The following is a 25,756-nucleotide window of genomic DNA, read 5'->3' on the forward strand; positions in this document are numbered from 1 at the left end:
TTTTTGATTAAGAAACTCCATTTTCTTGATCTACATTGCCCGATAAATCGTCTACATCACTTTTATCAGAACCATTGGTATCTCGTTTTCTAGGCGGGTTTTCCATTCTGCTTTCTTCTAAATCAGAAAAATCGCCATCTTTTTGATTAGCAACCTCGCCATGTGATGAGGACTTATCCTTTAGCTCCTCTTTCGGATCAGCAAAATCTTGTCCTTCAATAGGCAAATTATCTTTGTTTTCGGGCTTTTTCATAACCATTAAACCTATAAAAATGGTCTTTTGTTTCAAAAATATAAGGTATAAAAAAAGCCTTCAATTTTCATCGAAGGCTTTTAATTTTTTTAAAATCAATTAAACTTTGATTTCAACTTCAACACCGCTAGGTAATTCAAGTTTCATTAAAGCATCAACTGTTTTAGAGTTAGAGCTATAAATATCTAATAAGCGTTTGTAAGCGCATAATTGGAATTGCTCTCTAGCTTTTTTGTTTACGTGTGGAGAACGTAATACAGTAAAGATTTTTTTCTCTGTAGGAAGTGGAATTGGACCACTTACAACTGCACCCGTAGGTTTAACAGTTTTTACGATTTTCTCAGCAGATTTATCTACTAAGTTGTAATCGTAAGATTTTAATTTAATTCTGATTCTTTGGCTCATCTTATTTTTAATTATGATTCCCTGTTAGAGCTATTAACAACAGGAACCGGATTTATCATTTTTAGTATCAAGATAAAAGTATCGAGTATCAAGATTAAAAAATGTGTCTTGATACTTGATACTAAATACTTGCGACTAACTAGTCTTCAGATTTTACTCTTCCTTTTGACTTAGCAATTACTTCGTCTTGAACGTTTTTAGGCGCTGGTTCGTAATGATCGAATTCCATTGTAGAAGTTGCACGACCTGAAGTGATTGTACGTAACTGAGTTACATAACCAAACATTTCTGAAAGTGGAACTAATGCTTTGATAACTTGTGCACCATTACGAGTATCCATACCTTGTAACTGACCACGACGACGGTTCATGTCACCGATAACATCACCCATGTTTTCTTCAGGAGTTAAGATTTCGATTTTCATGATTGGCTCCATCAAAGCAGGTTTACATTTTGGTAAAGCCTCACGATATGCCATACGAGCAGCAAGCTCGAATGATAAAGCATCTGAATCGACTGCGTGGAATGAACCATCAATCAAACGTACTTTCATATCTGGAAGTGGGTAACCAGCTAATACACCGTTAGTCATTGCAGATGCAAAACCTTTTTCAACTGAAGGGATAAATTCACGAGGAATAGCACCACCAACAATCTCGTTAACGAATTGTAAACCACCTTTTTCGAAATCAGCATCGATTGGAGAAATAACAACTTTGATATCCGCGAATTTACCACGACCACCTGATTGTTTTTTATAATTTTCTCTGTGTTCAGTTGAACCAAAAATCGCCTCTTTATAAGCTACTTGTGGTGCACCTTGGTTAACCTCTACTTTAAACTCACGTTTTAAACGGTCAATTAAGATATCTAAGTGAAGCTCACCCATACCAGAAATAACTGTTTGACCAGTTTCTTGATCGGTTTGAACTTTAAAAGTAGGATCTTCTTCAGCTAATTTAGATAAACCCATACCTAATTTATCAACGTCAGCTTGAGTTTTAGGCTCAATTGCTAAACCGATAACCGGATCAGGGAATACCATCGATTCAAGAACGATTGGGTGTTTCTCATCACATAGTGTATCACCAGTTTTGATATCTTTAAAACCAACTACCGCAGCAATATCACCAGCAGCTACATTAGGAACTGGGTTTTGCTTATTTGCGTGCATCTGGAAGATACGAGAAATACGTTCTTTACTTTCTGAACGAGTATTGTAAATGTAAGAACCAGCGTCTAGGTTACCCGAGTAAACACGGATAAAACATAAACGACCTACGAATGGGTCAGTTGCAATTTTAAATGCTAAAGCTGCAAATGGCTCTTCAATACTTGGTTTTAATAAAATTTCAGCACCTGTATCTGGATTAGTACCAGTAACACCTTCTGAATCAAGAGGTGAAGGCAATAATTCCATTACATAATCCAACATGGTTTGTACACCTTTGTTTTTGAAAGATGAACCACATACCATAGGAACGATTTTAGCATCTAAAACAGCGGCACGTAAAGCGTCTAAAACTTCACGCTCAGTAATTGTTTCTGGTGCATCGAAGAATTTCTCCATTAGAGACTCATCATAATCAGCAACTGATTCTAATAATTTCTCTCTCCATTCAGCAACCTCATCAATCATATCATCAGGAATTGGCACTTCAGTAAAGGTCATACCTTTATCATGCTCATTCCAAACAATACCACGGTTGTTAATTAAATCAACCACACCTTTAAATTGATCTTCAGAACCGATAGGTAATTGCAATGGAACTGCATTACTACCTAACATATCTTTTACTTGCTTAACAACTTTTAAGAAGTCAGCTCCAGAACGGTCCATTTTGTTAACGAAACCGATACGGGCAACATTATAGTTGTTAGCTAAACGCCAGTTAGTTTCTGATTGAGGCTCAACACCATCAACAGCAGAAAACAAGAACACTAAACCATCTAATACACGTAACGAACGGTTTACCTCTACGGTAAAATCCACGTGTCCCGGTGTATCGATAATGTTCATGTGGTAATTCTGGTTTCTGTACTTCCAGTTTACTGTAGTTGCAGCAGAAGTAATGGTAATACCACGCTCTTGCTCTTGTGCCATCCAGTCCATTGTTGCAGCACCTTCATGTACCTCACCAATTTTATGACTAACACCAGCATAATAAAGGATACGCTCAGTTGTTGTAGTTTTACCTGCATCAATGTGAGCTGCAATACCGATATTTCTTGTAAATTTTAAATCTCTTGCCATCTTATTTTTTTGGATTCTCTGATTTTAAACGATTACACCGATTATAAAGTACAATCGGTGCAATCTATCTAATCAGTATAATCTTCTAATTAAATCTATGTAATATTACTAGTGTAATTAATCCTAAATTAGAATCTGAAGTGAGAGAACGCTTTGTTAGCCTCAGCCATTTTGTGCGTATCTTCTTTCTTCTTAACAGCAGCACCTTCACCTTTAGCAGCAGCTACCATCTCACCAGCTAATTTCTCTTTCATCGTTTTTTCACCACGACGACGAGCATATAAAATTAACCATTTCATACCTAAAGCTGTTTTACGCTCTGGTCTAACCTCAGTTGGAACCTGGAAGTTAGCACCACCAACGCGGCGAGATTTAACCTCAACAGCTGGCATAATGTTAGTTAAAGCACGTTTAAATACCTCTAAACCGTTCTCACCAGCTTTTTTCTCAGCGATTTCAACAGCATCATAAAAAATAGAATAAGCGATAGATTTTTTTCCATCGTACATCATATTGTTTACAAAACGAGTTACCTGAACATCATTAAATTTTGGATCAGGAAGAATAATTCTCTTTTTTGGTTTTGACTTTCTCATTTCTTATTTCCTCCCGATTATTTTTTCTTTCCTTTTGCAGGTGCAGCAGCTGCTTGACCTGGTTTAGGACGTTTAGTACCATATTTAGAACGACGTTGGTTACGACCAGCAACGCCTGATGTATCTAATGCACCACGGATGATGTGGTAACGTACACCTGGTAAATCTTTAACACGACCACCACGAATCAAAACGATTGAGTGCTCTTGTAAGTTGTGACCTTCTCCAGGAATGTAAGCATTCACCTCTTTACCGTTCGTTAAACGAACACGGGCTACTTTACGCATTGCTGAGTTTGGTTTTTTAGGGGTAGTGGTGTACACACGTGTACATACACCTCTTCGCTGTGGACAGCTGTCCAACGCTGGAGACTTACTCTTGAACTCCAGTGCTACTCTACCTTTTCTAACTAATTGTTGAATAGTTGGCATTGTGCTTTTTTATGTTTTTTATTAAAAATTTACCGCTCCCCCGGCATCCTTGCAGATAGCCCATAAAACGGACTGCAAAAGTAGAACAATTCTTTTTATAAATCAAGGGGTTAGAAGAAAAAGTTTAACAATACAACTTAAGAAGTTTTAAAGGATAAGAGCGAGAGTTAAACTTCGCAGGTTTAAGCAGTTAAAGAAAAACACTAACTACAATTTTTAGAAAAGCAATTACAGTAATTCTTTTGTTCTGTTCAGCCCCGCTAATGCTTCAATATTTTTAACATCTGCAATGTTTAATTGAAGTATTTTTTACATCGGTTGCAAAAGAAAAAATATTTTTAAGCTACTGCAATAAAAAGTATTTCCGCGTATATCGGGTTTAAATTACTTTGGTTTGTTAAGCTATGAGGGATTTTCAGAGCAGAGGCTTAGGTAAAATAGCCCTGATTGCAGCGAAAATACTTTTTATTATTCCAGTTACAAAAACCTTGTTATGCTGAGGCACGAAGCATCTGCAGCCGATGAAAGAGATGCTTCGTGCCTCAGCATAACAGAAGTTTAAAAAGATTGAAGCGCAAAGCAGGACGAACAATTAATAGTTATACTGTTTTTGCGCTTCAAAATATGTTAATTATATCTTATAACTTAAACATTCCAGTGGCATCAGACCATCTGATAATTTAATTAACGGTATTCCTCGGATTACTTCTTTCGCTTTTAGAACCAACTTTGGTGATTTTATAATTTAACGAAACGTAGAAATATCTGGTAATGCTATTGAAACGAATATCTTCTATCCTACTGCCGTTCACAGTTCTATCGATATTGGTATTTTGATTTAAAATATCAAATCCCTTTAAAGCAAAGGTTATTCTCCGTTGCATGAAATACTGTTCCAAACCTGCATTAAAAAGAAATACATTGTTATTAAAACCATCTGCCCTGCCGGCTGCGCCGTTATGATTTAACTCACCACTAAACCGTGTATTTTTAATAAACTCATAACTTAAACTTGCACTATTGTAGAAATTGAAGAATTTATTATCCAAGGCACTTGGCTGCGAATTATTCACCCTACTATATTGCACACCAATATAAAGACCTGCATTTAACTTATCCGCAATATCATAGCTTATATTTGCATTCGGACCGAAATTATATCTATCTGTAATATTTTTTTCGCTGTTAATAAATGAAGAATTATGCGAAAGCGATAAGTTTAAACCATAGCCCATTCTTAACCCTTTTAGCTTAGTGGGTTGACCAAAAAAAGTACCAGCATTTATGTAATAGTTACCATCAACATTTACAGGTTGAACATATTGAACTCCATTAACATAATTAATACTGTTGCCAATATCATCCAAAGCATAATTCACCAAAAAATATCCATTCCAATATTTATTGTTATCTGCACTGAAGGTGTTAAAATTTACAGACATGCGATGGCTTTTACGCGCCTCCAAATTTGGATTTCCAATGCGCTGGTAAAGTGGATTACTATTATTTTGGACAGGTTGCAAGTCGTTAACTGATGGCAGATTCACATTTGCATTATAGTTCAACTGCAGAGTGTGTTTTGCCTGATTTCTAAAACTGATATTCAGTCTAGGTAAAATATTATAATACTTTCTTTCTATATTATTAGTATTTACACCAGCACTGCTAAATGCTGAAGCATCGAGTCCGGTTTCCTGAAAACCCAAACCTAAGTTATAAGTCCATTGTGTACGGTTGTATATTAAACCAACTCTTGCACTTTGCAACCATGTTTTATTATTTAAGGTATTAGAAAAATCGGGAACTACGGTATCGTAAACATTTGTTAATGGATTATAACTTAAAGTAGTTTGTTGCGCTTCTACAGCACTATTATTTTGTAAATAGGCGATATTCCCACTCCACTTTTTATTAAATAACGGACGAATGTAATTAACGGCGAAACCATAATTTTTAGATGTATTTTGTTGTTCTGCCTGCTGATTGATGTCGGTAACATCAACGATGTTGCCATTATAATTATTAATAAGCGATTTATTTAACCAATCAGAATTGAATGTATTTTGCGTTCCGTTCAAACCCAAAATAATCGAACCTTTTTTTAATCTTCTGGTGGCAGATAATTCTCCAAATATGGATGGTGTAAAGTTATCCTGGTTTAAAAACTGATTACCCTCATTGGTCCTTCCGGCTAAATCAAAAGCTGAGTTAAACTTCCTGTTGTTGATATTGCTCGTATAGTTAAGAAGAGCATTCGAACGCAATGTAATATCCGTTAATGAATCCGGATGATATTCGACCTTAAAATTAAAGCGATGCGCCTGATTATCTGAATTTCGAGTTGAAACCTCGTCAGTTCTCAATACATCATCCTGATTAATATCCTGAACATTAGAAAAGCGATTCCCCAAGCCTTTACTGAAATAAGTAAAATAACTACTGCTTAAGGTGAGTTTATCTTTTTTACCCCAGCTATTACTAAAATTTAAACCTCCGCTATGCGTGGTAACTTCGCCAATGGCACTATTATCAAATACTCCAGAACCGCCAATTGTGGTACGACCATTATTTACATTGATAGAAAAGCCCCCGCCGCCAGGAGGAGCAAAAATATTACCAATATTACCACCTGTAAAACTATTCAAATCTTCGTATTGGAAACTAGCATTGCTGATGTTATTACTCATTCCCAATAGGGCAAATTGCAACTTTTTTGTAAAGTGATTTGCACTTAAGTAGCCGCTATACCTGTCAGTTGTACCTCCAGATAAATTTGCATTACCAAACCAACCGTTCTTTTTATCTTCTTTAATGGTTAAGTTCAATACTTTTTCTCGTTGTCCGTCATCAATTCCGGTAGCTTTCGCTTCGAGTGTTTTACTATCTATTAATTGTACTTTAGCTATAACATCTGCTGGTAAGTTCTTGGTTGCAGTTTTTGGGTCTGTTCCGAAAAAATCCTTTCCATCAACAGTTAACCTGTTTACCTTTTGCCCTTGCACCAGAATACTTCCATCTTTATCAATGGTAACGCCCGGAAGTTTTTTCAACAAATCTTCTACCGCAGCGTTTGGTTGAGTTTTGTAAGCATCTGCGTTAAATTCTACTGTATCTTTCTTAATTGTTGCCGTTGCAATTCGACCGTTAACAGCAACATCTTTAAGTGTAATCGCATCTTCTTTCATTTTAAAAATGCCAAGATTTTGTGCTTTACCATTAACAGATATATTTTTTTCAATTGAAGTATAACCCACAACCGAAATCTTACACCTGTAATCTCCATTGGCAACATCTTTTAGAATAAATTCGCCGGCAGAATCGGAAACTGCTCCAATTTTCTTTGTTGAATCTTTTTTATTCGTAAGCACTATACCTGCATATTCTAGGGGCTGAGCTGTTTTCTCATCCAGGATTTTACCAGTTACATTCCCATTAAGTTGTGCGAAGGTCTTCGTAGATAAAAAGCATAGAATGAGCAATAAATAAGTTTTCATAGTTGATATTTTTTGTTTGGCTTGATAACGAATCTTCTTAATCCATTTTCAACCATAAGACACATAAAAAATCAAAATGTGACACTTATTCTAAATTTTTAGAAAAATTTATTATTCAAACAAATAGCACATTTTATTTGAATAAAAACCTTTTAAAATTACATAAAATTAAAATAAGATTAAAATAAGATTAAAAAAATCAATTAAAATCTAAAATAAATGTACAAAATTTCATAAATAACTGTTTTTGTATAATTTATTTTGCAAAAACAGAACATAAAATATACTTTTATCAAAATTCAATCAAAAAAATTGAATTAAAAATCAGAAAACCAAACCTAAAACTAGAATTATGAAGAAAACTCTACTTTGTATTGTTCTTTTCTGCTCATTTATCTTCTCTGCCATGGCACAGAACAAAACACTCAGCGGAAAAGTTATTGACAAAGATGGCGTCGGGATTCCTGGCGTAACCATCAGCATTGAGAATCGGTCTGTTGGACAAACCAATGCAACAGGTAATTATTCAGCATCCGTACCAGATGCAACAAAGAGCTTAACATTTTCATTTATTGGCTACGAAACCATTACATCGGCAATTAATGGTACAGAACTAAATGTAAAATTATTGGAATCTGCATCAAAAGTGCTTAATGAGGTGGTTATTACTGGCTATGGCGTTGTTGAGCGTAAAAAATTCTCAGGCGCTACAGCAAATATTAGCGGCGGCGAAGTTTCGAAACAAACCTTCGGTTCGTTTGACCAGGCTTTGCAAGGCGCAGCCAGTGGTGTTACTGTTGTGGCCAATGGCGGCCAACCAGGGCAACAAGCTGTAGTAAGAATAAGAGGTAATGGCTCAATCAATGGTGTAAACACACCACTATATATTGTAGACGGCATCGAAATTTCGGCGGCAGACTTCCAGTCAATGAACCAAGGTGATTTTGAAAACATCGAGGTATTAAAAGATGCGATATCTACAGGTGTATATGGATCAAGAGGAGCAAATGGTGTTTTTGTTATCACTACAAAAAGAGGTAAAGCCGGTCAGGTGCAATTTAATTACGATTTGCAGTTAGGTAGAAGTAAAATGCCGGAGGATCGTTTGATAGTAATGAATAGTCAGCAAAAAATTGATTATGAACTTGCAAGAGGTAATCCTTATGGATGGACTGCTGCTGAAGCTGAAAATTTGCGTAATGTTAATTTTAGCTGGAAAGATGCTCTATTTCAAACTGGACAAACTCAACAACATCAAATTAGTGCAAACGGAGGTAACGAAGCCACAAAATTCTATGCTTCATTATCATATTTGGATCAAGAAGGTATTGTACAAACAACTGGCCTAAAAAGATATACCGCAAGAGCAAATGTTGACAATACTGTAAAAAACTGGAGATTTGGTTTAGGCCTTCAAGGTGGTTTTTCAAATCGTGTTAATACCTCTGAGGCAAATACGGTTTTAAGTTCGCCATTAAATGCCATTCGCTGGAGTAATCCATATGAAACTGCCTATTTACCAGATGGCAGCTTTAACGAATCAGGAGGCCCAAATACTGGCCAATTGGCATCAGGTCAACCTAATGGTGCAATGGAATTATTCTTAAATTACAACAATAATAGACAACTGAAAGGTGTTGCAACATCTTACGTAGAATATCATATACCTGCTGTTGATGGTTTGTTTTTAAGAACAAACTGGGGTGTTGATTATACTCAAAACGAAAACGCAGCATTTACTGACCCGCGTACTTCAACTGGTATTGCCAGACAAGGTATTTTAACAAGAAGCCTTGAAAGAAATTTCCGTTATACAGGAACCACATCATTAAATTACAGCAAGAAAATCAAAGAACATGAGTTTAGCGCTGGGTTATTTACCGAGGTTGTAAAAAATGATTATCGCACCTTCGGATTTACTGGTTACGGATTTACGAATGGCTTTACGAATGAAGCTGGTATTACCCCAGGTACAGCTACAACTCCAAACTATATCCCTGCAGTTAATGGTAGTGGAACACAAAACGGTTTAATGTCTTTCTTTTTGACTGCAAACTACGGTTATGCCGGTAAGTACTATTTAAACTTAGTTGGCAGAAGAGATGGTTCATCTAGATTTGGAGCAGATAACAAATGGGCAAACTTTGGTTCTGCTGGTGCAATTTGGGTTATAAACGAAGAAAACTTTATGAAGAGCGTTACCTTCATTAACAGTTTAAGATTAAGAGCGAGTTATGGTACAACAGGTAATAATGGCTCAGCAGATTATCCTTTAGCACAATTTGGCAGGGTAGCTTACGCAGGTGTAGGTGGTTGGAGTCCTACAACACCAGGAAACCCACTTTTAACCTGGGAAACTAACACGACAACGAATATTGGTTTAGATTTCGCGGTTGCAAAAAACAGAATTTCTGGAACAATCGAGGTATACAACAGAAAAACTACAGACCAATTCTATAGTATTCCTGTTGACCCATCAGCAGGTGGTTTCACTTCAATCACGAGTAATTTCGGTTCTGTAACAAATAAAGGTGTGGAGATTACATTACGTGGCGATATTATACGTTCAAAAGATTTTAAATGGTCGATGGAAGGAAATATCTCATACAATAGAAACCGCATCACCTCGTTACCTCAAGATTCTGTTATTTCAGGTGTAACAATCTTAGCACAGGGCTCACCAGTAAATAGTCTATACTTGGTTCCATATGCTGGCGTAGATCCTGCAACAGGAAATGCACTCTACACAAAACGGAACGGAACGGTAACATCAGTATTTAACGTAGCAGATAAAGTGGTTCTTGGAACTTCTGATGCACCTTGGTTTGGCGGAATTTCGACAAGATTTTCTTACAAAGGATTCGATTTAAGTGCCCAACTTAACTTTTTCTTAGACAGATATATGTATAATAACGATTTAAATAATATTTTAAATCCAACCTATTATTTCGATAACATGCATATATCTATGTTAGATGAATGGAGAACACCAGGCCAAATTACAGATACACCAAGACCATCATCAACCGGAGGCAACTCTTATCAGGCTCAAACAACCAGATTTATTGATGATGCAAGTTTTTGGAGACTACGTAATGTAACATTAGGCTATACCGTTCCACAAGCTTTCATGCAGAAAATAAAAATTAGATCGGCTAGAATTTTCGTCCAAGGTCAAAATTTATGGACTTCAACTAAATTCAGAGGTTTCGATCCGGAAGCTACAGGAACTTCATTAACTGGTGCCCAATACCCTTCTCTTATACAAGGTACATTAGGCTTAACCATTGGATTTTAATTTTAACTATAACAATTATGATAAACAACATATTTAAACGTGGGGCAGTATTACTATTACTGACTACGTTATGCATTCAAGGCTGCAAGCAAGATGATTATGTTAATCTTTTGCCAGAATACAGCTTAGATGCAGTAAATAATCCTTCGAGTATGGCACAGGTTGAACAAGTGCTTACAGGTGCATATGCAAATTTTAGGGCTAATGATTATTACGGCTCCGGTAGTGGAACAGGCGGAGGCGCTGCTTTAATGCCTGATGTTTTGAGCGACAATGTTTATGAAACCACTCAAACATTGGCAAACTCAAGAGCAATGGCAGATTGGATTTATCAAAAAAACACCGCCCAAATCACCAATATTTACTCGGCAATGTACAAGGTAATCTCAACAGCAAATATTGTTTTAAGAGATGTTGATAAATTTACAACAGCAGCAAATGTTACAACCGCTAACAGAATTAAAGGTCAGGCTTTGGCAATTAGAGCTTTAGCACACTTCGATTTATTTAGATATTTTGCGAACACTTACGACAGAAATAGCACAACAACTTTAGCACTTTACTACAGTAAAACCTTTGCGGTTTCCCCACAAGAAAAGCCATCAAGAATGTCGAATAAAGTTTATTTGGATGAATTGTATAATGACTTAACCGCTGCTGAAACATTATTAGCAAATGTAGATACTCCAATAAACCCTGCTGCTGGCCTTACAAGACCAAAGCTTAACTTAACTGCGGTACACTTATTAAGAGCTCGTGTTTCTTTATACACTGGTCAAAATGCTGATGCAATTACTTCTGCAACAAAGGGAATTGCCATTGCACCTGCTTTAGTAAGTAACCAAGCTACGTTTAGTGGAATGTATACAGAATTAGCTGCCGGAGAAATTATCTGGAACGTACAATTTGATGCAGGTCAAAGTGGTCCGACATTCTTAGTTTATTTTGCTACAAACAGCAGAAGTTATTTCAGACCAGCAAGAGAAGTTGTTACTTTGGCCGGAACTACAGGTTTAATCAGACCAAATGATATCAGATACGCTGCTTATTTCTCCAATGTTGGTGGTGATATTGCTTTAACAAAATATAAAGGTAAGGGCACTGTAGCTAACGGTAATGCAAATTTCATTGCAATGAAAACTGCTGAGCTTTACCTAATCCGTTCTGAAGCTTATGCAAGAAGTACACAAGATGCTTTGGGCGCTACTGATTTAAACACACTGAGAGCGTCTAGAATTAGTGGTTATGTTCCAGAAGTGTTAACTGGAACAGCCTTAATTAATGCAATTGCTGATGAAAGAAGACGCGAATTAATTGGTGAAGGTCACAGATTCTTTGATTTAAAAAGAACAACCAGAACAATTACTAGAGGTAATACTTGCGGCAATTTAACAATTTCTCCAACTGGTGGATGTTCTTTACCAGCAACCGCTAGAGAGTGGACATTCCCAATTACAGAAACTTTAACAAATGCTAATGCTAATCTGGCTCAAAACCCAGGCTGGTAAAAGCATCAAATTATTATAAAAAATAAAACCCCTGCAAATAGTAGGGGTTTTATTTTTTATAGTAATTAACACATTCTACATTTTTGGTGCAGTTACTTTTTTAGCTTTTTCTTTGTGATGATGTTTTTTGTGTGCTTTTTTAACCGCGGCTTTTTCAGTTTTAGCTTTGGCAGGGGCAGCGGTTTGTGCGTTTACGGTATTAACAGTAAAAGCTGCTACTAGGGCGATCATTAAAATTTTAATTGCTTTCATTTTCTTGTTATTAGAAATTATTAAACCTTGTTAATTGTTTAATAAATCTCCGCCTAAAAAATGAAGAATTGATGAACTATTTCGCAGTTAGTTATTAAAAGTATCCAAAAATAAATCTTCTACTTTTTTGCGGGCCCAAGGCATTTTGCGTAGAAATTTCAAACTAGATTTTATTGATGGGTTACTATTAAAGCAGTCTATTCTAATTAGCGTTCCTAATTTTTCCCAGCCATAATGCGCTTGTAAATCGGTTACAATTTTTTCTAGCGTTAAACCATGTAAAGGATTATTTTTTTGCTCAGACATGCCACAAAGTTAATTCAATTCTTAATATTATTGAAGAATAAACTGCGCCATCCACACTGTTGCGAAACCACAATCGGGGTCATCAACTTTGTGTTCTAATATTTTAAATTGATGTTTTTCTAAAATGCTTCTGTATTCACTGGTATCTAATGAAGCATGAAATAAATTTTCCCCTCCGTTTTTGCCCCAGGCTTCACCATTAGTGGTGCCCGAAGTAAATAATAAAATACCATTGGGGTTTAAATGATTTTTAAAAAGTTCGATAACAGCTGGCTGTTCTATCGCAGGAAGATGAAAGAAGCTATGCCAGGCAATAATTGCATCAAATTTCTTTTCGAGCTTAAGCTTTCGCATATCTGCCAAAATAAATTTACCTTCTGGAAAGTTATTTTTAGCAATGCTGAGCATTTTTTCGCTGGCATCAACACCTACAACTTCAAAACCTGAATCCACAAAATATTTTAACATTGGAATACCGGTACCGCAGCCAATATCTAAAACAGTTCCTTTTGATGGAATGGCCGAAATTATAGTATCGAGGTATTTCTTTTCGATTAAACCTGTTGGTCGGTTTTGGGCAAACCAATCGCCGATTTTATTATAAACCTCAAAAACATTTTGCCGATTGCCCTCCATAATTCAAATTTAAAAAGCTACCGCGGTAGCATCAATTTCAATTAACATTCCGGTTAAAGCTAATCTAGAAACCGGGATTAATGTATTTACCGGAAATTTTAAATTCGGCCAAATTAGATTTGATTCCTCAATTAAAATTTGATGCCTTTCCTCATCGTAATCTACAACTAAAGTAGTGAGCTTGGCGATGTTCTCAAAGTCCAATCCTTTACTTGCTAAAGCAATACCAATATTTTCGAATACAATTTTTACCTGCGTTCTAAAATCATTGCTTAAAACACCATCCGTTCTGCTTCCACCCTGCCCTGCTATAAAAACCAATAAATCCTTAGTCGAAACAGAAGCTACATGGGAGTAACCATGTGGACGAGGATCGTAAATTCCTTCAGGATTGCTTATTTCTAAAATATTATTTTTCATATCCATTTTGGGTAAAACTATTATTTAAAATTTCACGCTGTGTTGATGATTTGCAATAATAAATTAAAACGATTTTTTGCGTTGGCCAAACAAGCTATTTGCATTAAAAGCAGCGACTGAAAATGTTATGCGGAATTTGTTTCTTGCTTTTGAAAAAACCTTTGATTATAAACCTGATGGCAACGAACACGGAGTGCAGCGGAGTAAAGTGAACAGCAGGGCTAAACCAACCCCAAATGCTTCTGTACGTACATTTTCCAAAAAAAACGCCCTGAAAAATCAGAGCGTTTAAATTTCATCTTTATGTTAATCTAGTTTGTCCAGCTATTGTTATCTGGATTTGAATCTGGTAAAACTTTATTTGGATCTAAAGTTACCGAAACAACTTCCTCGTTTGTTGGATAGCGAACTAACCAAGTGGTATTTTTCATCCAAACATCAACAGGAACATTTACAATTTCAGTTTTGCCACTTTTGGTTTTGATTTGCAAAATGATAGGCATTGGCATTTTTTCCAGATTATCAACTTTAATGTTATAACCTGTAATTTTTCCATCAGTTTTAACTGCCTGAACATCGCTAATCGCCTGATCCATTTTCCAATTGTTTAAGAACCAACTTCTCCAAAACCATGCTAAATCTTCACCAGCACCATTTTCCATCGAACGGAAAAAATCATAAGGCGTTGGGTGTTTGTAAGCCCAATTTTTAATGTATTGGCGGAAAGCATAATCGAAACGATCTGCACCTAAAATTTGGTCTCTCAAAATATTTAAACCCCATCCTGGTTTGCTGTAAAGGTTTATACCGATATTACGTTCTGCCATTCCATCGGGCATTAACATGATATTTTCAGTTACCGGATTGCCGATAGCACGTTTACCAATCGCATTCATATCGGCTGTACGTTGCTTATATTCACCGTTGTTGAAGTTTTGTGATGAAATTCCGTTGATGAAAGTATTAAAACCTTCATCCATCCAACCAAATTTACGTTCGTTAGAACCAACAATCATCGGGAACCAGGTGTGACCAAACTCATGATCGATTACACCCCAGGCCGAGCCGTTTTTAGCCTTCCATCCACAGAAAACAATACCCGGATATTCCATACCGCCAATATTGGTTGCCACGTTCACTGCCATTGGATAAGGATATTCGAACCATTTTGTAGAATAGTGTTCAATGCTCGATTTTACATATTCTACACCTCTGCCATAACCATCGTTACCGTTGCTTTCGATAGGTTGCGCCGAAACAGCTAAGCCTTTTCTTCCACTCGGGAAATTTATTCTTGCTGCATCCAATACAAATGCTTTTGATGATGCCCAAGCTGCATCTCTGGCATTTAAGATTTTAAATTTCCAGGTAAGTTTATCTTTCGCAGGGCGAGATTTAGGATCAGTTACTTCTTCAGCAGAACGGATGTGAACGGTTTTATCGCTCAACTTAGCCGCATTCCATCTTTTTAATTGCTCTGCGGTAAAAACCTCTTGTGGGTTTAAAAGCTCTCCCGAACCCATCACGATATGGCTTGCTGGTGCCGTAATTGCAAAAGTAATATCGCCATATTCGCAATAAAACTCGCCACCGCCCCAATATGGCAAAGTATTCCAACCAATTACATCATCATACACACACATACGTGGAAACCATTGCGCAATTGCGAAAATCTCCCCATTTTGAGTGGTTAAATGTCCGGTACGGTCAGAACCTTCTTTTGGTACAACGTAAGAATAATCCATTTTAACCGTAACTACATCGCCATTAGCAGCCATTGGTTGGTCTAAACGAATTTGCATCCGTGTATCTTCAACCAAAGAGGTAAATTTTACCGCCGCAGCTTTTTGCGAAACGCTGATGTTATTGATTTTATAACCACCGTTAAAACTTTCGCCTTGCGCACCATAACGACTCTTAGCTGGAGTTACTGCATAACCACGAGAAGTTTCTTTGAAAGTATTTTGATCTAACTGCAACCATAAATAAGGTAATTTATCTGGTGAGTTATTTTTATAGGTGATGGTGATGCTACCAGTTACTGTGCTTGTAGCCTCATCTAAACTTGCAGTGATGTTATAATCTACTTTATTTTGCCAGTATTTCGGGCCTGGCGCTCCAATTGCCGAACGGAATTCATTACCGTTTTGTGTATAGAAAAGCGGCCCAAATGCTTCTGCCGGACTATAATTTGTTGCTGGCGCATTGGTTTTAGGCGCTTGTTGAGCAAATGCAGAAAAAGCAAAAGCAAAACAAGATAAGCTTAATGTTAAAAGTTTATTTAAGGTTATTCTCATGTTGGAAATTTTTATAGGCGGCAAATATAAACAATCGGTTGTATTATGCTTTTTTGTGCCTATAATGTTACTTTACAACATATTAAAGATAAATATCACATCTGGTTATCACCCTTTTTCAGGTTTGGCAAATCTTGTAATTTTCTTTCTCGGGGTGATAATTTTAACCAAGCTTGGTAAGCCTGAACAATGTAAAATGAATATCTAAATGGTCTCTCTTCCTGAATTTTTAAAACCGATGGACGATAAATTATCATAAAGTTTTTTAATTCCTCGCCATCCAACTTTGTTAAATCCTTTATATTTTTCTCAGTAAAATTCCGGTCAATCTCTGCATTATAACTGTCTCTTTGCTCTAATTCCTCAACTTTCTGCTGCTGACGTCTGTATTTACCATGCCCGAGATTTAAACTCAAACCACCAACTTTATCAGTCATTTTTTTACGATACAAATTACCGCCCGTTCCCATTAAAGTATATTTTTCTGCCATTGGGTCTTTCGACAAAACCTCTTTATTTATTCTTACGCCATTAATATCAACATCATTTAAATTATTGGAGCGTACCACCATGTAAATAGTTTTCGGCAATAAATTGGTCAGGTAAAGTGTATCCGTTGTATAACCAACGAAAGAAAATTCTAGCAAATCGCCTACTTTGGCAGGCACAGTAAACTTCCCCGAAGCATTGGCGCTGACCACTTTTTTGGTGTTCAAATTTCGGATGGTTACACCTGGGATAGTCGACGATTTTTTGGCGTATTCGTAAATTGTACCAGTACTAACAGTTTGGCTTATTGCGGCAAACGGAATGGCAAGAAAAAGTAAAATGATCAGCTTATACATATCCAAAAATATATTAGTTTTAAATGTTAAAATCCTATTTAACAATCTTTAACATTAAAACAACCATTTTAGCTAAGTGTTTCAGTGTAAAGGTTTTCATCAAAAGAAATCAAAATAGCTTTTAAATCTTTTTCAATAATCGGACGCTTAATTGCACTCGTATTTTCTACTAAATAATCTATTGCCTTTGCCTGATTATCAATCGCTTGCTGTTCTTCTTTCGATAACTTTTTCCAGGTTAAACCCTTTCTGTTCAAAACCGTTTCCCAACCAAAAATGTTACACCAGGCATTCAACTTCTCTTTCGTAATTCCTTTTTTCTTAAAATCGTGAAACTCAAAATCTATTTTATTTGCCTTTAACCAATCTAAAGCTTTCTTAACTGTGTTGCAATTTGGTATTCCGTATACTGTCATTTTAAATTTTTGATTCAAATATAATGATTGGATGGGAAATCCTGAAAACCCTTACATCTTGGGAATCGTGCTAATTCATCACATTTTTCACCCCATCCATCACATTTTAAAAATACTAAGCTAAAGTGTTGTTAACATTGCTGTATCAAAAAAAAACAAAATGGATTTTAAAGATTTACGCAAGGTTGAGTTCTGGGTTTCTACAGTGCTTTATATTTTGGTAATTATTTTACTGATTACCGGAGCTAATGGCGGGATAAGAAATGAAAATTACTACTATTTTAAAAGTGAAAATATAAGCTACTCTTATTTTTCCAATTATTTGGTTCCCGAAATTTTTCGATTCTCAATTCTTTATTTGAGTTTTCTGGCAATCAATTTTTGCATTATGCCAGCGTTTCTTAAAAGGCAAAATGTAATATCTAACAGTTTTTTGCTCGCAGGTTTATTTCTTATCGGTGGATTAATATTTAGTATCTGCAAAACCTATTCAGAAGCCTATACTTTATTTGATTACGAAGATTTGCAACATGCTTATAATCGTGTTTTCTTCAAAGGTTACGTTTACAGCATGTGGTCTATTGTGATTATGGTTGCCTATTCACTCATTAAAGCATTTTTAGGCTACTTATCAGAACATAAAGATAAACATGCCGATGAAACGGTTCAAATGAAGGTTGATGTTGGCTTTGGTTTGGCATTTTGGTTTGTAGGTTTGCTATTATGGATATCGAGCAACTCTGCAATTGAGATTAGCGTATGTTGGACATTGGTAATTTTCTCTGCAATTGGTATCGTAATTTATTCTGTTTATACACTTTTGCCCCAAAACATTGCTGAAGGAAAACCTTTTAAAGTTTACTTCTGGCAAGTTTTTTTCATTTCCATTTTATTAGCCGTTCCGCTCGGCTTAATTTCTACACTATTTATCTGGCGGATGGAAATGTTTTTCATCGTCTTACTGTTTCACATGCCAACACAGTTAATTATAAGTGCGCCTTTATCGTGGTATATGTATAAAAAAAGACTAGCTAGCCGTACCGAAATCACAACACTTAAAACCGAGTTAGGTAAATCTGATGCAAGCTTAAGTTTTCTACAGTCGCAAATTAACCCGCACTTTTTATTCAATGCCTTAAATACATTATATGGAACAGCGCTCCAGGAAAATGCAGAACGAACAGGAGAGGGTATCCAGAAACTTGGCGACATGATGCGCTTTATGTTGCATGAAAATATGAAAGATAAAATTTCGCTAACCCGTGAAGTTGAATATTTAAACAATTATATCGATTTACAAAAACTGCGTACATCTCGATCGGCCGATATTAAAATTGAAACCCAGATTGATGAGCAACTGAATAACTTGGAAATTACACCTATGCTTTTGATTCCTTTTGTAGAAAATGCCTTTAAGCATGGCATCAGTTTGCAACAGCCATCGCACATTAAAATTACGCTTCAAACTAAAGAACGAACCTTATATTTCGATGTAAACAACAGCATTTACCATAAAGCCGACACCGACCCAGAGAAGCTTAAAAGCGGAATTGGATTAGAAAATGTAAAGCAGCGATTAACTTTACTTTACCACGGTAAACATGAATTAATTATCCGTGAAAGCGCAAAAGAGTTTTTTGTACACTTAACCTTGCAGTTAGATTAAGGTTATTCTATTTTTTTGAAAATGTTGGTAATTGCCCGTGGCGGGCTGTAGCCCCGCCATCCGCTTTACTTCGTTACACTCGTGCTCGCTGCTGTCGGGTTTAATTTACGCAGGCTGGTAATACTATTAATGTTTACATTGGGCTAAAGATCAAAAGATTTCTCCGCGGTGGTCGAAATGACGGGAGTTTAAAAGAACAAATTGATAAACCTAGCAAGGTGTTGCAATGGCAAAAGCACCAATAACTTTGTTAAATAGCCCCGACATAAACGAAAATACTTTTGGTTGTACAAAATTTATTTACAGCAAAAACATTAACCAAAAGATTGTAGTATTGGCGGGACAGAATTTGCCAAGAATTACAAACTTACCGCTACTGAAAATACTTTAGCAAGTAGAAAAATTTAAATCTATTAGTATCTTTAAAAATGATTGCCATAGCGATAGACGACGAACCAATAGCACTTGATATAATTCGTTCGCATGCTTCGAAAGTGCCATTTATTGAGCTAAACTCTATGTTTACCAATGCTTTTGAGGCAATTGCCTATTTGCAAAAAAACAAAGTCGATTTGATTTTCCTGGACATCAAAATGCCAGATATCAGTGGAATCGACTTTTTAAAAAGCCTGAGCAATCCGCCAATGGTTATTTTCACAACGGCGTATACAGAACACGCCGTACAAAGTTTTGAGCTTGATGCGGTCGACTATCTATTGAAACCTTTTTCGCTTGCCAGGTTTTTAAAGGCCTGTAATAAAACCCACGAACTTTTTAACCTCCGCAATAATAAAACTGAAGAAAAATTAGACTACATTTTCGTAAAAGATGGCTACGAGCAAATTAAAGTAAACTTATGCGACATTCTTTACATCGAAGCTTCGGGGAATTATACGCAAATTCAGTTAAAAGATAAACTCATCAGCTCTAGAATTACCATTAACGATTTGGCTGAATTGCTGCCGAAAAATAACTTTATTCGTTGCCACCGGGCATTTATCATCTCTAAAAGTAAAGTTTCTAAGTTTGATAAAACCCAGATTTGGATTGGCGAAAAATCTGTTCCGATTGGAGCAACTTATGGCAATATTCAGCTGGTTTAAATAAACTTACAACATTTAAACATTCAGCACTTTCAACATTCCAAGCTTAGCATTATATTTGCCGCATGTCAAGTCAATTAAAAAATCTTTCCGATTTTTCTCATACAACGGTTCCAAGTGGAGCAAACTATAAATTCGGTATTGTTGTAGCCGAGTGGAATGCTGAAATTACCGGAGCATTATACAACGGCGCATTAAAAACACTTTTAGCAAACGGTGTTGCCGAAGAAAATATCGTTTCTTTACCAGTACCCGGAAGTTTCGAATTAACCGGAGCAGCAGATATTTTACTAAATAAAAGAACTGATTTAGATGCGGTAATTTGTTTAGGCTGCGTAATTCAAGGCGACACAAAACACTTCGATTTTATTTGCGATGCAGTTGCACAAGGATTAACAAATGTTGGCATAAAATATAGCAAACCTGTTATTTTTGGCGTTTTAACCACTAATAATTTAGAGCAAGCGCAAGACCGTGCAGGTGGTAAACATGGCAACAAAGGTGATGAAGCAGCAATTACAGCAATTAAAATGGCTGATTTTTCTGCGAACATTTAATAAATATATGTAACTTAGTTACTTAAAGCTTAATCATTCAAAATGAAAAAAATTGCCATCCTTTTATTGGCGGTGTTTTGCACCATTACCATCTTAGAGTCTTGTTCATCAAAACTTTGCCCGGCATACAGCTCGTATCCAGAAGGTAAACGCAGAAGAAATTAATAGGCAAAAACCTATTTCAATTTAGATGATTTGTAGAACATTAATGTTTTGCAAGTGTTGTATCTATAAAAAATATCAATTAAAATCATGGCTTGGGTTAATTTAACATCAATTGAACAACTTGATGAGATTAAAAGTGCAGAAGGCTTTAGTCTTATTTTTAAACACAGTACACGTTGCTCTATCAGTATGATGGCAAGGAAGAATTTCGAATTAGATTGGGATGTTATTCCATCAGACACGAAATTGTACTTTTTAGATTTAATTGCTTACAGAGAAGTTTCTAATAAAATTGCAGAGGTTTTTCAGGTAGCACATCAATCACCACAAATATTACTAATTAAAAATGGCGATTGCGTTTTAGAAGCTTCACATAGTGATATTTCTGCAGAAGAAGTTGCAGAGGTAATTGCAGCTTAAGAACATTCAAAAGTCAAAAGCCACAGATTCGCAGATTATTTCAACTTTAATCTGTAAATCTGTGGCTTAAATATTTTAGTCTATTTTTAAAACTTTGGATGTTCTGCTTCTTGTAGCTTTACAAAGCTCAGTATCATCGGCCAAAGCTTTACCATAAGTCGGTATAATTTCCTTGATCTTTGCCTGCCATTCTGGTGTTTGTAAATCCTCCTTAAAACAGCGGCTCAATAAATCGAACATAATCGAAACTGCTGTAGAAGCCCCTGGAGAAGCACCAAGCAACGCCGCGATAGAACCATCGGCAGCACTAACTACTTCAGTTCCAAATTCTAAAATTCCGCCTTTTTTTGCGTCCTTTTTAATTACCTGTACACGCTGCCCGGCATATTCCAATTCCCAATCTTTAAGCTCGGCATTTGGTAAATATTCTTTTAAAGCATTTAATCTATCTTCTGGCGATTGTCTAACTTGCTCAATTAAGTATTTTGTTAAATCAATATTGTGTAAGCCAGCCGAAATCATCGGACGGATATTATTAAACTTTATCGATTTTGGTAAATCAAGAAAGGAACCGTTTTTTAAGAATTTTGTAGAAAAACCTGCATACGGCCCAAATAATAAAGCCTGCTTACCATTTATCATTCTGGTATCTAAATGCGGAACTGACATTGGTGGTGCACCAACTGAAGCCTTACCATAAACCTTTGCATGGTGTTGTGCAATAATTTCTTCATTTGTGCATTTTAGCCATTGTCCGCTAACCGGGAAACCACCGAAACCTTTTCCTTCGATAATATCTGATTTTTCGAGCAATGGTAAAGAACCTCCACCAGCACCAATAAATACAAACTTCGCGATACGTTTACGTCTTTCTTTGGTTTCTAAATCCTTTACTTTTATTATCCAGTTGCCGTCTTTATTTTTCTTTAAATCGCGAATTTCGTGGTTAAAGTAAAGATTAACATTTGGCTGCGCTTTCAAATAATTAAACATATCGCGGGTTAGAGAACCAAAATTTACATCAGTTCCTAAATCCATTTTTGTAGCCGCAACTTTATCTCCTTTTTTTCGTCCGTTTATAATAAGAGGTGCCCAAGCCTTTATTTTTTCTGCATCCTCAGTATATTCCATATCACTAAATAAATTACATTTAGTTAGTGCATCGAAACGAGTTTTTAAATATTCAGAATTCTTCTTACCCCAAACAAAACTAATGTGTGGAATTTTTTTAATAAAGTTTTCGGGATTTGAAATAAGACCCTTTTCAATTAAATAAGCCCAAAACTGCTTTGATACTTCAAAATGTTCAGCAATTTGTACCGCTTTTTTAGTTTCAACAGTTCCATCTTTTTTCTCGGGTGTATAATTTAATTCACAAAAAGCAGAGTGACCAGTACCAGCATTATTCCAGGCGTCAGAACTTTCTGCCGCTGCAATATCCAGGCGTTCATAGATTTCAATACTTAGGTTTGGTTCTAATTCTTTTAATAAAACACCTAATGTTGCGCTCATTATTCCGGCACCAATCAGGATTACATCTGCGTCAGTTTTACCAACTGTCTTTTTCTTTTTTGTCATCTTATATCAAAGGAGTTACAAATTTAGAATCATTTTAAACATGAAACGAATTTTCGCATATGAAAACTAAAAAATTGCCAAAAAATGTATTTTTATTCTGTTAAAGTATAATTAATTAGCAAATTTTAATCCGAAGCGTTAATTTTTCGCGTGAAATTATCAAATCTTCATTAAGATTAGGTTAGAATATTGATTTGATTAGAAAATGTAGAGAAGTATGACCTTATAATAGACAAGAACAAGAAACCGACAATAATATTCTAACAAAATTTTAGGCCATGCTTAGCTAACCAATTACCAAACATTACAACATAACAACACTTCAACCTTGCAACATTTCAATCCTAATCCTTAACTTTGTGGCATGATTGATTTACCGGTAGTACCTGCTGTAACTGAAGTTAAACGCAAACCAGATTGGTTACGTGTTAAATTACCTGTTGGTAAGGAGTACGCTCAAGTACGCAACTTAGTGGATACGCATAAACTTCACACCATTTGCGAAAGTGGAAACTGTCCGAACATGGGCGAGTGTTGGGGTGCGGGTACGGCAACTTTCATGATTTTGGGTAATATTTGTACCCGTAGTTGTTCGTTTTGTGCGGTGGCAACAGGCAGACCATTGGCTGTAGATGTTGATGAGCCTAATCGCATTGCGGATTCAGTAAGGCTAATGGGTGTTAAACATTGCGTAATTACTTCTGTTGATAGAGATGATTTGAAAGATGGCGGCTCAATTATCTGGGCTGAAACTTTACAAGCCATCCGCAGAGAAAGCCCAATTACAACTTTAGAAACACTAATCCCTGATTTTAAAGGTCAATGGGATAATTTATACCGCGTTTTAGAAGAAAGACCAGAAGTGGTTTCTCACAACATGGAAACTGTGAAACGCCTGACCAGACAAGTGCGTATTCAAGCTAAATATGATAGAAGTTTAGAAGCGCTAAAAAGAATTTCTGAATTTGGTTTACGTACAAAAACCGGCATCATGCTAGGCCTTGGCGAAACTGATGAAGATATTTTTGAAGCCATGGATGATTTAGTTGCAAATGGTGTACACATTTTAACTCTAGGTCAGTATTTACAGCCAACCAGAAACCACCACCCTGTTGTAGATTGGATTCACCCTGATACTTTTGCAATGTATAAGGAAGTTGGTTTAGCAAAAGGCTTAAAATATGTAGAAAGCGGACCACTAGTTCGTTCATCTTACCATGCAGAAAAACACCTTTTCCCTATTGAAGGTATAGCTTAAGGTTTTAAAACATTGCTTTAAAAATTTACGGTTTTAATTTTCTCAATAAATCGAACTCCTATATGGAATGTAATTCGAAAACATTTCTTTGGATTTGTTGTTGTGAGTTGTATATTCGTACCACAAGTGAGCGCATTAAAAAAAATTACCCTAACCGAGCCTGAATTAGTTTTGGCATTGCAATCGAAAGATCCGACAGTGTTAAAAACTTTGTACAGCATGTATTCATCATCGCTTTATGGGGTAATATCACGCATAATAACACATACGGAGCTTGCAGAAGATGTTTTACAAGAAACCTTTGTAAAAATATGGCAGTCTGCTTCAAATTACGATAATACTAAAGGCAGGTTATTTACTTGGATGATGAATATCGCCAGAAATCTGTCTATCGATAAGCTTCGTTCAAAAGATTTTAAGAATTCTCAGAAAAACCAAGATATAGAAAATAACGTAAGTTTCGTTGATGAACAAAACAAGGTAACATTTAATCCAGATACACTTGGTGTTAAACAACTTGTAGACAACTTGAAACCAGACTTACAGGTTGTTCTTAATTTAGTTTATTACAAAGGTTTCACACATGTGGAAGCCGCAGAAAAGTTAGATTTGCCATTAGGGACAGTGAAGACTAGAATCAGATTGGCTATTTTAGAATTGAGAAGGAGTTTTAATTAAGCGTGGAAAATTTAAAAGCATATATTGAATCTGGAGTACTTGAGTTGTACGTTTTAGGCGATTTATCGCCCGAAGAAACGTTGCAGGTTGAAGAAATGGCATCTCTACACCAAGAAGTTAGAGATGAGATTGCTGCTATAGAACAAGCCGTGGAGCGATATGCAATTAGTAATGCAGTTGAACCACCATTAGATATTGAACAAAAACTTTTTGATAAACTTGGCTTAAATGATTTAGATGAAGATGCAGCTTTAGTTTCAACTGAAAGTGAAATCGCTGAACCTAAAATTGTTCGCTTAGATGGAAGTGATGGAAAAATTAGAACATTACGTTATGCTTTAGTTGCATGCGTAGCTTTATTGCTGATAAGTGTAGCTGCTCTTTTTGTTACTTACAACAAATTAAACGATGCCAACGGTCAAATTGCAAGTTTAAGCTTAGATAAAGAAAAGTTTGCAGGCGTTGTTAGCAAATTAGAGTACGATAATAAAGGCTTAAACAATATGGCCGAAATGGCTGAAAGCAAAGAGTGGGCAACCATTAGAATGCAAGGACAAGCGATTAGCCCTGAATCCAAAATGAACGTTTATTGGAACAAAAAAGATAAAAGCATTTTAATAAACCACTTAGCAATGGATTTACCTAAAGCAGATGCCGAGCATGAATACCAGCTTTGGGCATTGGTAAACGGAAAGCCAGTAAGCTTAGGTGTTTTTGGTAAATCAGATTCTACGGCTAAAGAAGCACTTTTAAAAATGCAATCTATTCAAGAGGCACAAGCTTTCGCGGTAACATTAGAGCCAATGGGCGGTAGTGTAAATCCAACAATGGAGAAATTGACCGTAATGGGTGGAGTTTAAAGGATATTTTATACGATATACTAAAAGGCTTGGAGTTATCAATTCCAAGCCTTTCTTATT

The 25,756-nt window shown here is 36.0% G+C and carries 24 protein-coding genes; 10 read left to right on the forward strand and 14 right to left on the reverse strand.

What is annotated here, in order from left to right; all coding sequences use genetic code 11:
• Positions 1-7: 7 nt before the first annotated feature.
• The 6 genes from R2Q16_RS19685 to R2Q16_RS19710 all read right to left on the reverse strand — a co-directional run bounded on the left by R2Q16_RS19685 (position 8) and on the right by R2Q16_RS19710 (position 7,433).
• Positions 8-253, reverse strand: a complete 246-nt coding sequence (locus tag R2Q16_RS19685; protein ID WP_316739691.1) for a hypothetical protein — start codon at positions 251-253, stop codon at positions 8-10.
• Between the two features lie 99 nt (positions 254-352).
• The gene (gene rpsJ / locus R2Q16_RS19690; protein ID WP_008244591.1) at positions 353-658 is read right to left on the reverse strand and encodes a 30S ribosomal protein S10; all 306 of its coding nucleotides are present in this window, start codon (positions 656-658) and stop codon (positions 353-355) included.
• A 139-nt stretch (positions 659-797) separates the two neighbouring features.
• Positions 798-2,912, reverse strand: a complete 2,115-nt coding sequence (fusA, locus tag R2Q16_RS19695; RefSeq protein ID WP_316739703.1) for an elongation factor G — start codon at positions 2,910-2,912, stop codon at positions 798-800.
• A 128-nt stretch (positions 2,913-3,040) separates the two neighbouring features.
• Complete coding sequence (gene rpsG / locus R2Q16_RS19700) at positions 3,041-3,508, reverse strand: 30S ribosomal protein S7 (RefSeq protein WP_316739705.1); 468 nt, start codon at positions 3,506-3,508, stop codon at positions 3,041-3,043.
• 17 nt (positions 3,509-3,525) lie between these two features.
• Positions 3,526-3,939, reverse strand: coding sequence for a 30S ribosomal protein S12 (rpsL, locus tag R2Q16_RS19705; protein ID WP_010599925.1), 414 nt, complete (start codon positions 3,937-3,939; stop codon positions 3,526-3,528).
• 680 nt (positions 3,940-4,619) lie between these two features.
• Complete coding sequence (locus tag R2Q16_RS19710; protein WP_316739709.1) at positions 4,620-7,433, reverse strand: TonB-dependent receptor; 2,814 nt, start codon at positions 7,431-7,433, stop codon at positions 4,620-4,622.
• Between the two features lie 352 nt (positions 7,434-7,785).
• Here R2Q16_RS19710 and R2Q16_RS19715 point away from each other — a divergent pair, with 352 nt between their 5' ends.
• A complete protein-coding gene (locus tag R2Q16_RS19715) occupies positions 7,786-10,731 on the forward strand; it encodes a SusC/RagA family TonB-linked outer membrane protein (protein ID WP_316739710.1) in 2,946 nt (981 codons plus the stop codon).
• 17 nt (positions 10,732-10,748) lie between these two features.
• Positions 10,749-12,239, forward strand: coding sequence for a RagB/SusD family nutrient uptake outer membrane protein (locus tag R2Q16_RS19720; protein ID WP_316739711.1), 1,491 nt, complete (start codon positions 10,749-10,751; stop codon positions 12,237-12,239).
• 75 nt (positions 12,240-12,314) lie between these two features.
• Here R2Q16_RS19720 and R2Q16_RS19725 read toward each other — a convergent pair whose 3' ends face one another.
• From R2Q16_RS19725 to R2Q16_RS19755, 7 genes are all read right to left on the reverse strand, one after another.
• Positions 12,315-12,491, reverse strand: coding sequence for a hypothetical protein (locus R2Q16_RS19725; protein WP_316739712.1), 177 nt, complete (start codon positions 12,489-12,491; stop codon positions 12,315-12,317).
• An 87-nt stretch (positions 12,492-12,578) separates the two neighbouring features.
• Positions 12,579-12,797 carry a VF530 family protein gene (locus R2Q16_RS19730; protein WP_316739713.1) on the reverse strand — a complete coding sequence of 73 codons (219 nt, stop codon included), beginning with the start codon at positions 12,795-12,797 and terminating at the stop codon, positions 12,579-12,581.
• 27 nt (positions 12,798-12,824) lie between these two features.
• Positions 12,825-13,433, reverse strand: a complete 609-nt coding sequence (locus R2Q16_RS19735; RefSeq protein ID WP_316739714.1) for a class I SAM-dependent methyltransferase — start codon at positions 13,431-13,433, stop codon at positions 12,825-12,827.
• A gap of 9 nt (positions 13,434-13,442) precedes the next feature.
• Positions 13,443-13,853 (reverse strand): RidA family protein, encoded by a 411-nt coding sequence (locus R2Q16_RS19740; protein ID WP_316739716.1) that lies wholly within the window; start codon positions 13,851-13,853, stop codon positions 13,443-13,445.
• Between the two features lie 311 nt (positions 13,854-14,164).
• Positions 14,165-16,150, reverse strand: coding sequence for a M1 family metallopeptidase (locus tag R2Q16_RS19745; RefSeq protein ID WP_316739717.1), 1,986 nt, complete (start codon positions 16,148-16,150; stop codon positions 14,165-14,167).
• Between the two features lie 95 nt (positions 16,151-16,245).
• Positions 16,246-16,995 carry a hypothetical protein gene (locus tag R2Q16_RS19750; RefSeq protein WP_316739718.1) on the reverse strand — a complete coding sequence of 250 codons (750 nt, stop codon included), beginning with the start codon at positions 16,993-16,995 and terminating at the stop codon, positions 16,246-16,248.
• Positions 16,996-17,063: 68 nt separating this feature from the next.
• Positions 17,064-17,411, reverse strand: coding sequence for a Spx/MgsR family RNA polymerase-binding regulatory protein (locus tag R2Q16_RS19755; RefSeq protein ID WP_316739720.1), 348 nt, complete (start codon positions 17,409-17,411; stop codon positions 17,064-17,066).
• 160 nt (positions 17,412-17,571) lie between these two features.
• On the opposite strand from R2Q16_RS19755, the gene R2Q16_RS19760 reads away from it, so the two are divergent.
• The 5 genes from R2Q16_RS19760 to ytxJ all read left to right on the forward strand — a co-directional run bounded on the left by R2Q16_RS19760 (position 17,572) and on the right by ytxJ (position 21,322).
• Positions 17,572-19,077, forward strand: coding sequence for a sensor histidine kinase (locus R2Q16_RS19760; protein ID WP_316739722.1), 1,506 nt, complete (start codon positions 17,572-17,574; stop codon positions 19,075-19,077).
• Between the two features lie 428 nt (positions 19,078-19,505).
• The gene (locus R2Q16_RS19765; protein ID WP_316739724.1) at positions 19,506-20,180 is read left to right on the forward strand and encodes a LytTR family DNA-binding domain-containing protein; all 675 of its coding nucleotides are present in this window, start codon (positions 19,506-19,508) and stop codon (positions 20,178-20,180) included.
• Between the two features lie 65 nt (positions 20,181-20,245).
• On the forward strand, positions 20,246-20,737 hold the full coding sequence (ribH, locus tag R2Q16_RS19770) for a 6,7-dimethyl-8-ribityllumazine synthase (protein ID WP_316739727.1): 492 nt from the start codon (positions 20,246-20,248) through the stop codon (positions 20,735-20,737).
• A 42-nt stretch (positions 20,738-20,779) separates the two neighbouring features.
• Positions 20,780-20,902 carry a hypothetical protein gene (locus R2Q16_RS19775; protein ID WP_255713363.1) on the forward strand — a complete coding sequence of 41 codons (123 nt, stop codon included), beginning with the start codon at positions 20,780-20,782 and terminating at the stop codon, positions 20,900-20,902.
• A gap of 87 nt (positions 20,903-20,989) precedes the next feature.
• Complete coding sequence (gene ytxJ, locus R2Q16_RS19780) at positions 20,990-21,322, forward strand: bacillithiol system redox-active protein YtxJ (protein ID WP_316739731.1); 333 nt, start codon at positions 20,990-20,992, stop codon at positions 21,320-21,322.
• 75 nt (positions 21,323-21,397) lie between these two features.
• Here ytxJ and R2Q16_RS19785 read toward each other — a convergent pair whose 3' ends face one another.
• Complete coding sequence (locus R2Q16_RS19785) at positions 21,398-22,900, reverse strand: malate:quinone oxidoreductase (protein ID WP_316739732.1); 1,503 nt, start codon at positions 22,898-22,900, stop codon at positions 21,398-21,400.
• Between the two features lie 364 nt (positions 22,901-23,264).
• Here R2Q16_RS19785 and lipA point away from each other — a divergent pair, with 364 nt between their 5' ends.
• The 3 genes from lipA (at position 23,265) to R2Q16_RS19800 (ending at position 25,696) form a co-directional block, all read left to right on the forward strand.
• A complete protein-coding gene (lipA, locus tag R2Q16_RS19790) occupies positions 23,265-24,158 on the forward strand; it encodes a lipoyl synthase (RefSeq protein WP_316739733.1) in 894 nt (297 codons plus the stop codon).
• 126 nt (positions 24,159-24,284) lie between these two features.
• Positions 24,285-24,836: an RNA polymerase sigma factor gene (locus R2Q16_RS19795; RefSeq protein ID WP_316739734.1), complete on the forward strand. Its 552-nt coding sequence runs from the start codon at positions 24,285-24,287 to the stop codon at positions 24,834-24,836.
• Positions 24,837-24,838: 2 nt separating this feature from the next.
• Entirely contained in the window at positions 24,839-25,696 is an 858-nt protein-coding gene (locus R2Q16_RS19800) for an anti-sigma factor (protein ID WP_316739736.1), read from the forward strand.
• Positions 25,697-25,756: the final 60 nt, after the last annotated feature.

Origin of the sequence: Pedobacter aquatilis (assembly GCF_032678425.1) — a bacterium.
GTDB lineage: Bacteria > Bacteroidota > Bacteroidia > Sphingobacteriales > Sphingobacteriaceae > Pedobacter > Pedobacter aquatilis_B.

What these genes read in the sequence shown, in the direction of transcription:
- R2Q16_RS19725 (WP_316739712.1), bottom strand. Translation starts at nt 12,491, where the DNA reads ATGAAAGCAATTAAAATTTTAATGATCGCCCTAGTAGCAGCTTTTACT.
- ytxJ (WP_316739731.1), top strand. Translation starts at nt 20,990, where the DNA reads ATGGCTTGGGTTAATTTAACATCAATTGAACAACTTGATGAGATTAAA.
- R2Q16_RS19745 (WP_316739717.1), bottom strand. Translation starts at nt 16,150, where the DNA reads ATGAGAATAACCTTAAATAAACTTTTAACATTAAGCTTATCTTGTTTT.
- R2Q16_RS19775 (WP_255713363.1), top strand. Translation starts at nt 20,780, where the DNA reads ATGAAAAAAATTGCCATCCTTTTATTGGCGGTGTTTTGCACCATTACC.
- R2Q16_RS19740 (WP_316739716.1), bottom strand. Translation starts at nt 13,853, where the DNA reads ATGAAAAATAATATTTTAGAAATAAGCAATCCTGAAGGAATTTACGAT.
- rpsL (WP_010599925.1), bottom strand. Translation starts at nt 3,939, where the DNA reads ATGCCAACTATTCAACAATTAGTTAGAAAAGGTAGAGTAGCACTGGAG.
- ribH (WP_316739727.1), top strand. Translation starts at nt 20,246, where the DNA reads ATGTCAAGTCAATTAAAAAATCTTTCCGATTTTTCTCATACAACGGTT.
- R2Q16_RS19760 (WP_316739722.1), top strand. Translation starts at nt 17,572, where the DNA reads ATGGATTTTAAAGATTTACGCAAGGTTGAGTTCTGGGTTTCTACAGTG.
- R2Q16_RS19710 (WP_316739709.1), bottom strand. Translation starts at nt 7,433, where the DNA reads ATGAAAACTTATTTATTGCTCATTCTATGCTTTTTATCTACGAAGACC.
- fusA (WP_316739703.1), bottom strand. Translation starts at nt 2,912, where the DNA reads ATGGCAAGAGATTTAAAATTTACAAGAAATATCGGTATTGCAGCTCAC.
- R2Q16_RS19735 (WP_316739714.1), bottom strand. Translation starts at nt 13,433, where the DNA reads ATGGAGGGCAATCGGCAAAATGTTTTTGAGGTTTATAATAAAATCGGC.
- R2Q16_RS19755 (WP_316739720.1), bottom strand. Translation starts at nt 17,411, where the DNA reads ATGACAGTATACGGAATACCAAATTGCAACACAGTTAAGAAAGCTTTA.
- lipA (WP_316739733.1), top strand. Translation starts at nt 23,265, where the DNA reads ATGATTGATTTACCGGTAGTACCTGCTGTAACTGAAGTTAAACGCAAA.
- R2Q16_RS19730 (WP_316739713.1), bottom strand. Translation starts at nt 12,797, where the DNA reads ATGTCTGAGCAAAAAAATAATCCTTTACATGGTTTAACGCTAGAAAAA.
- R2Q16_RS19685 (WP_316739691.1), bottom strand. Translation starts at nt 253, where the DNA reads ATGAAAAAGCCCGAAAACAAAGATAATTTGCCTATTGAAGGACAAGAT.
- R2Q16_RS19750 (WP_316739718.1), bottom strand. Translation starts at nt 16,995, where the DNA reads ATGTATAAGCTGATCATTTTACTTTTTCTTGCCATTCCGTTTGCCGCA.
- R2Q16_RS19765 (WP_316739724.1), top strand. Translation starts at nt 19,506, where the DNA reads ATGATTGCCATAGCGATAGACGACGAACCAATAGCACTTGATATAATT.
- R2Q16_RS19785 (WP_316739732.1), bottom strand. Translation starts at nt 22,900, where the DNA reads ATGACAAAAAAGAAAAAGACAGTTGGTAAAACTGACGCAGATGTAATC.
- rpsJ (WP_008244591.1), bottom strand. Translation starts at nt 658, where the DNA reads ATGAGCCAAAGAATCAGAATTAAATTAAAATCTTACGATTACAACTTA.
- R2Q16_RS19715 (WP_316739710.1), top strand. Translation starts at nt 7,786, where the DNA reads ATGAAGAAAACTCTACTTTGTATTGTTCTTTTCTGCTCATTTATCTTC.
- rpsG (WP_316739705.1), bottom strand. Translation starts at nt 3,508, where the DNA reads ATGAGAAAGTCAAAACCAAAAAAGAGAATTATTCTTCCTGATCCAAAA.
- R2Q16_RS19720 (WP_316739711.1), top strand. Translation starts at nt 10,749, where the DNA reads ATGATAAACAACATATTTAAACGTGGGGCAGTATTACTATTACTGACT.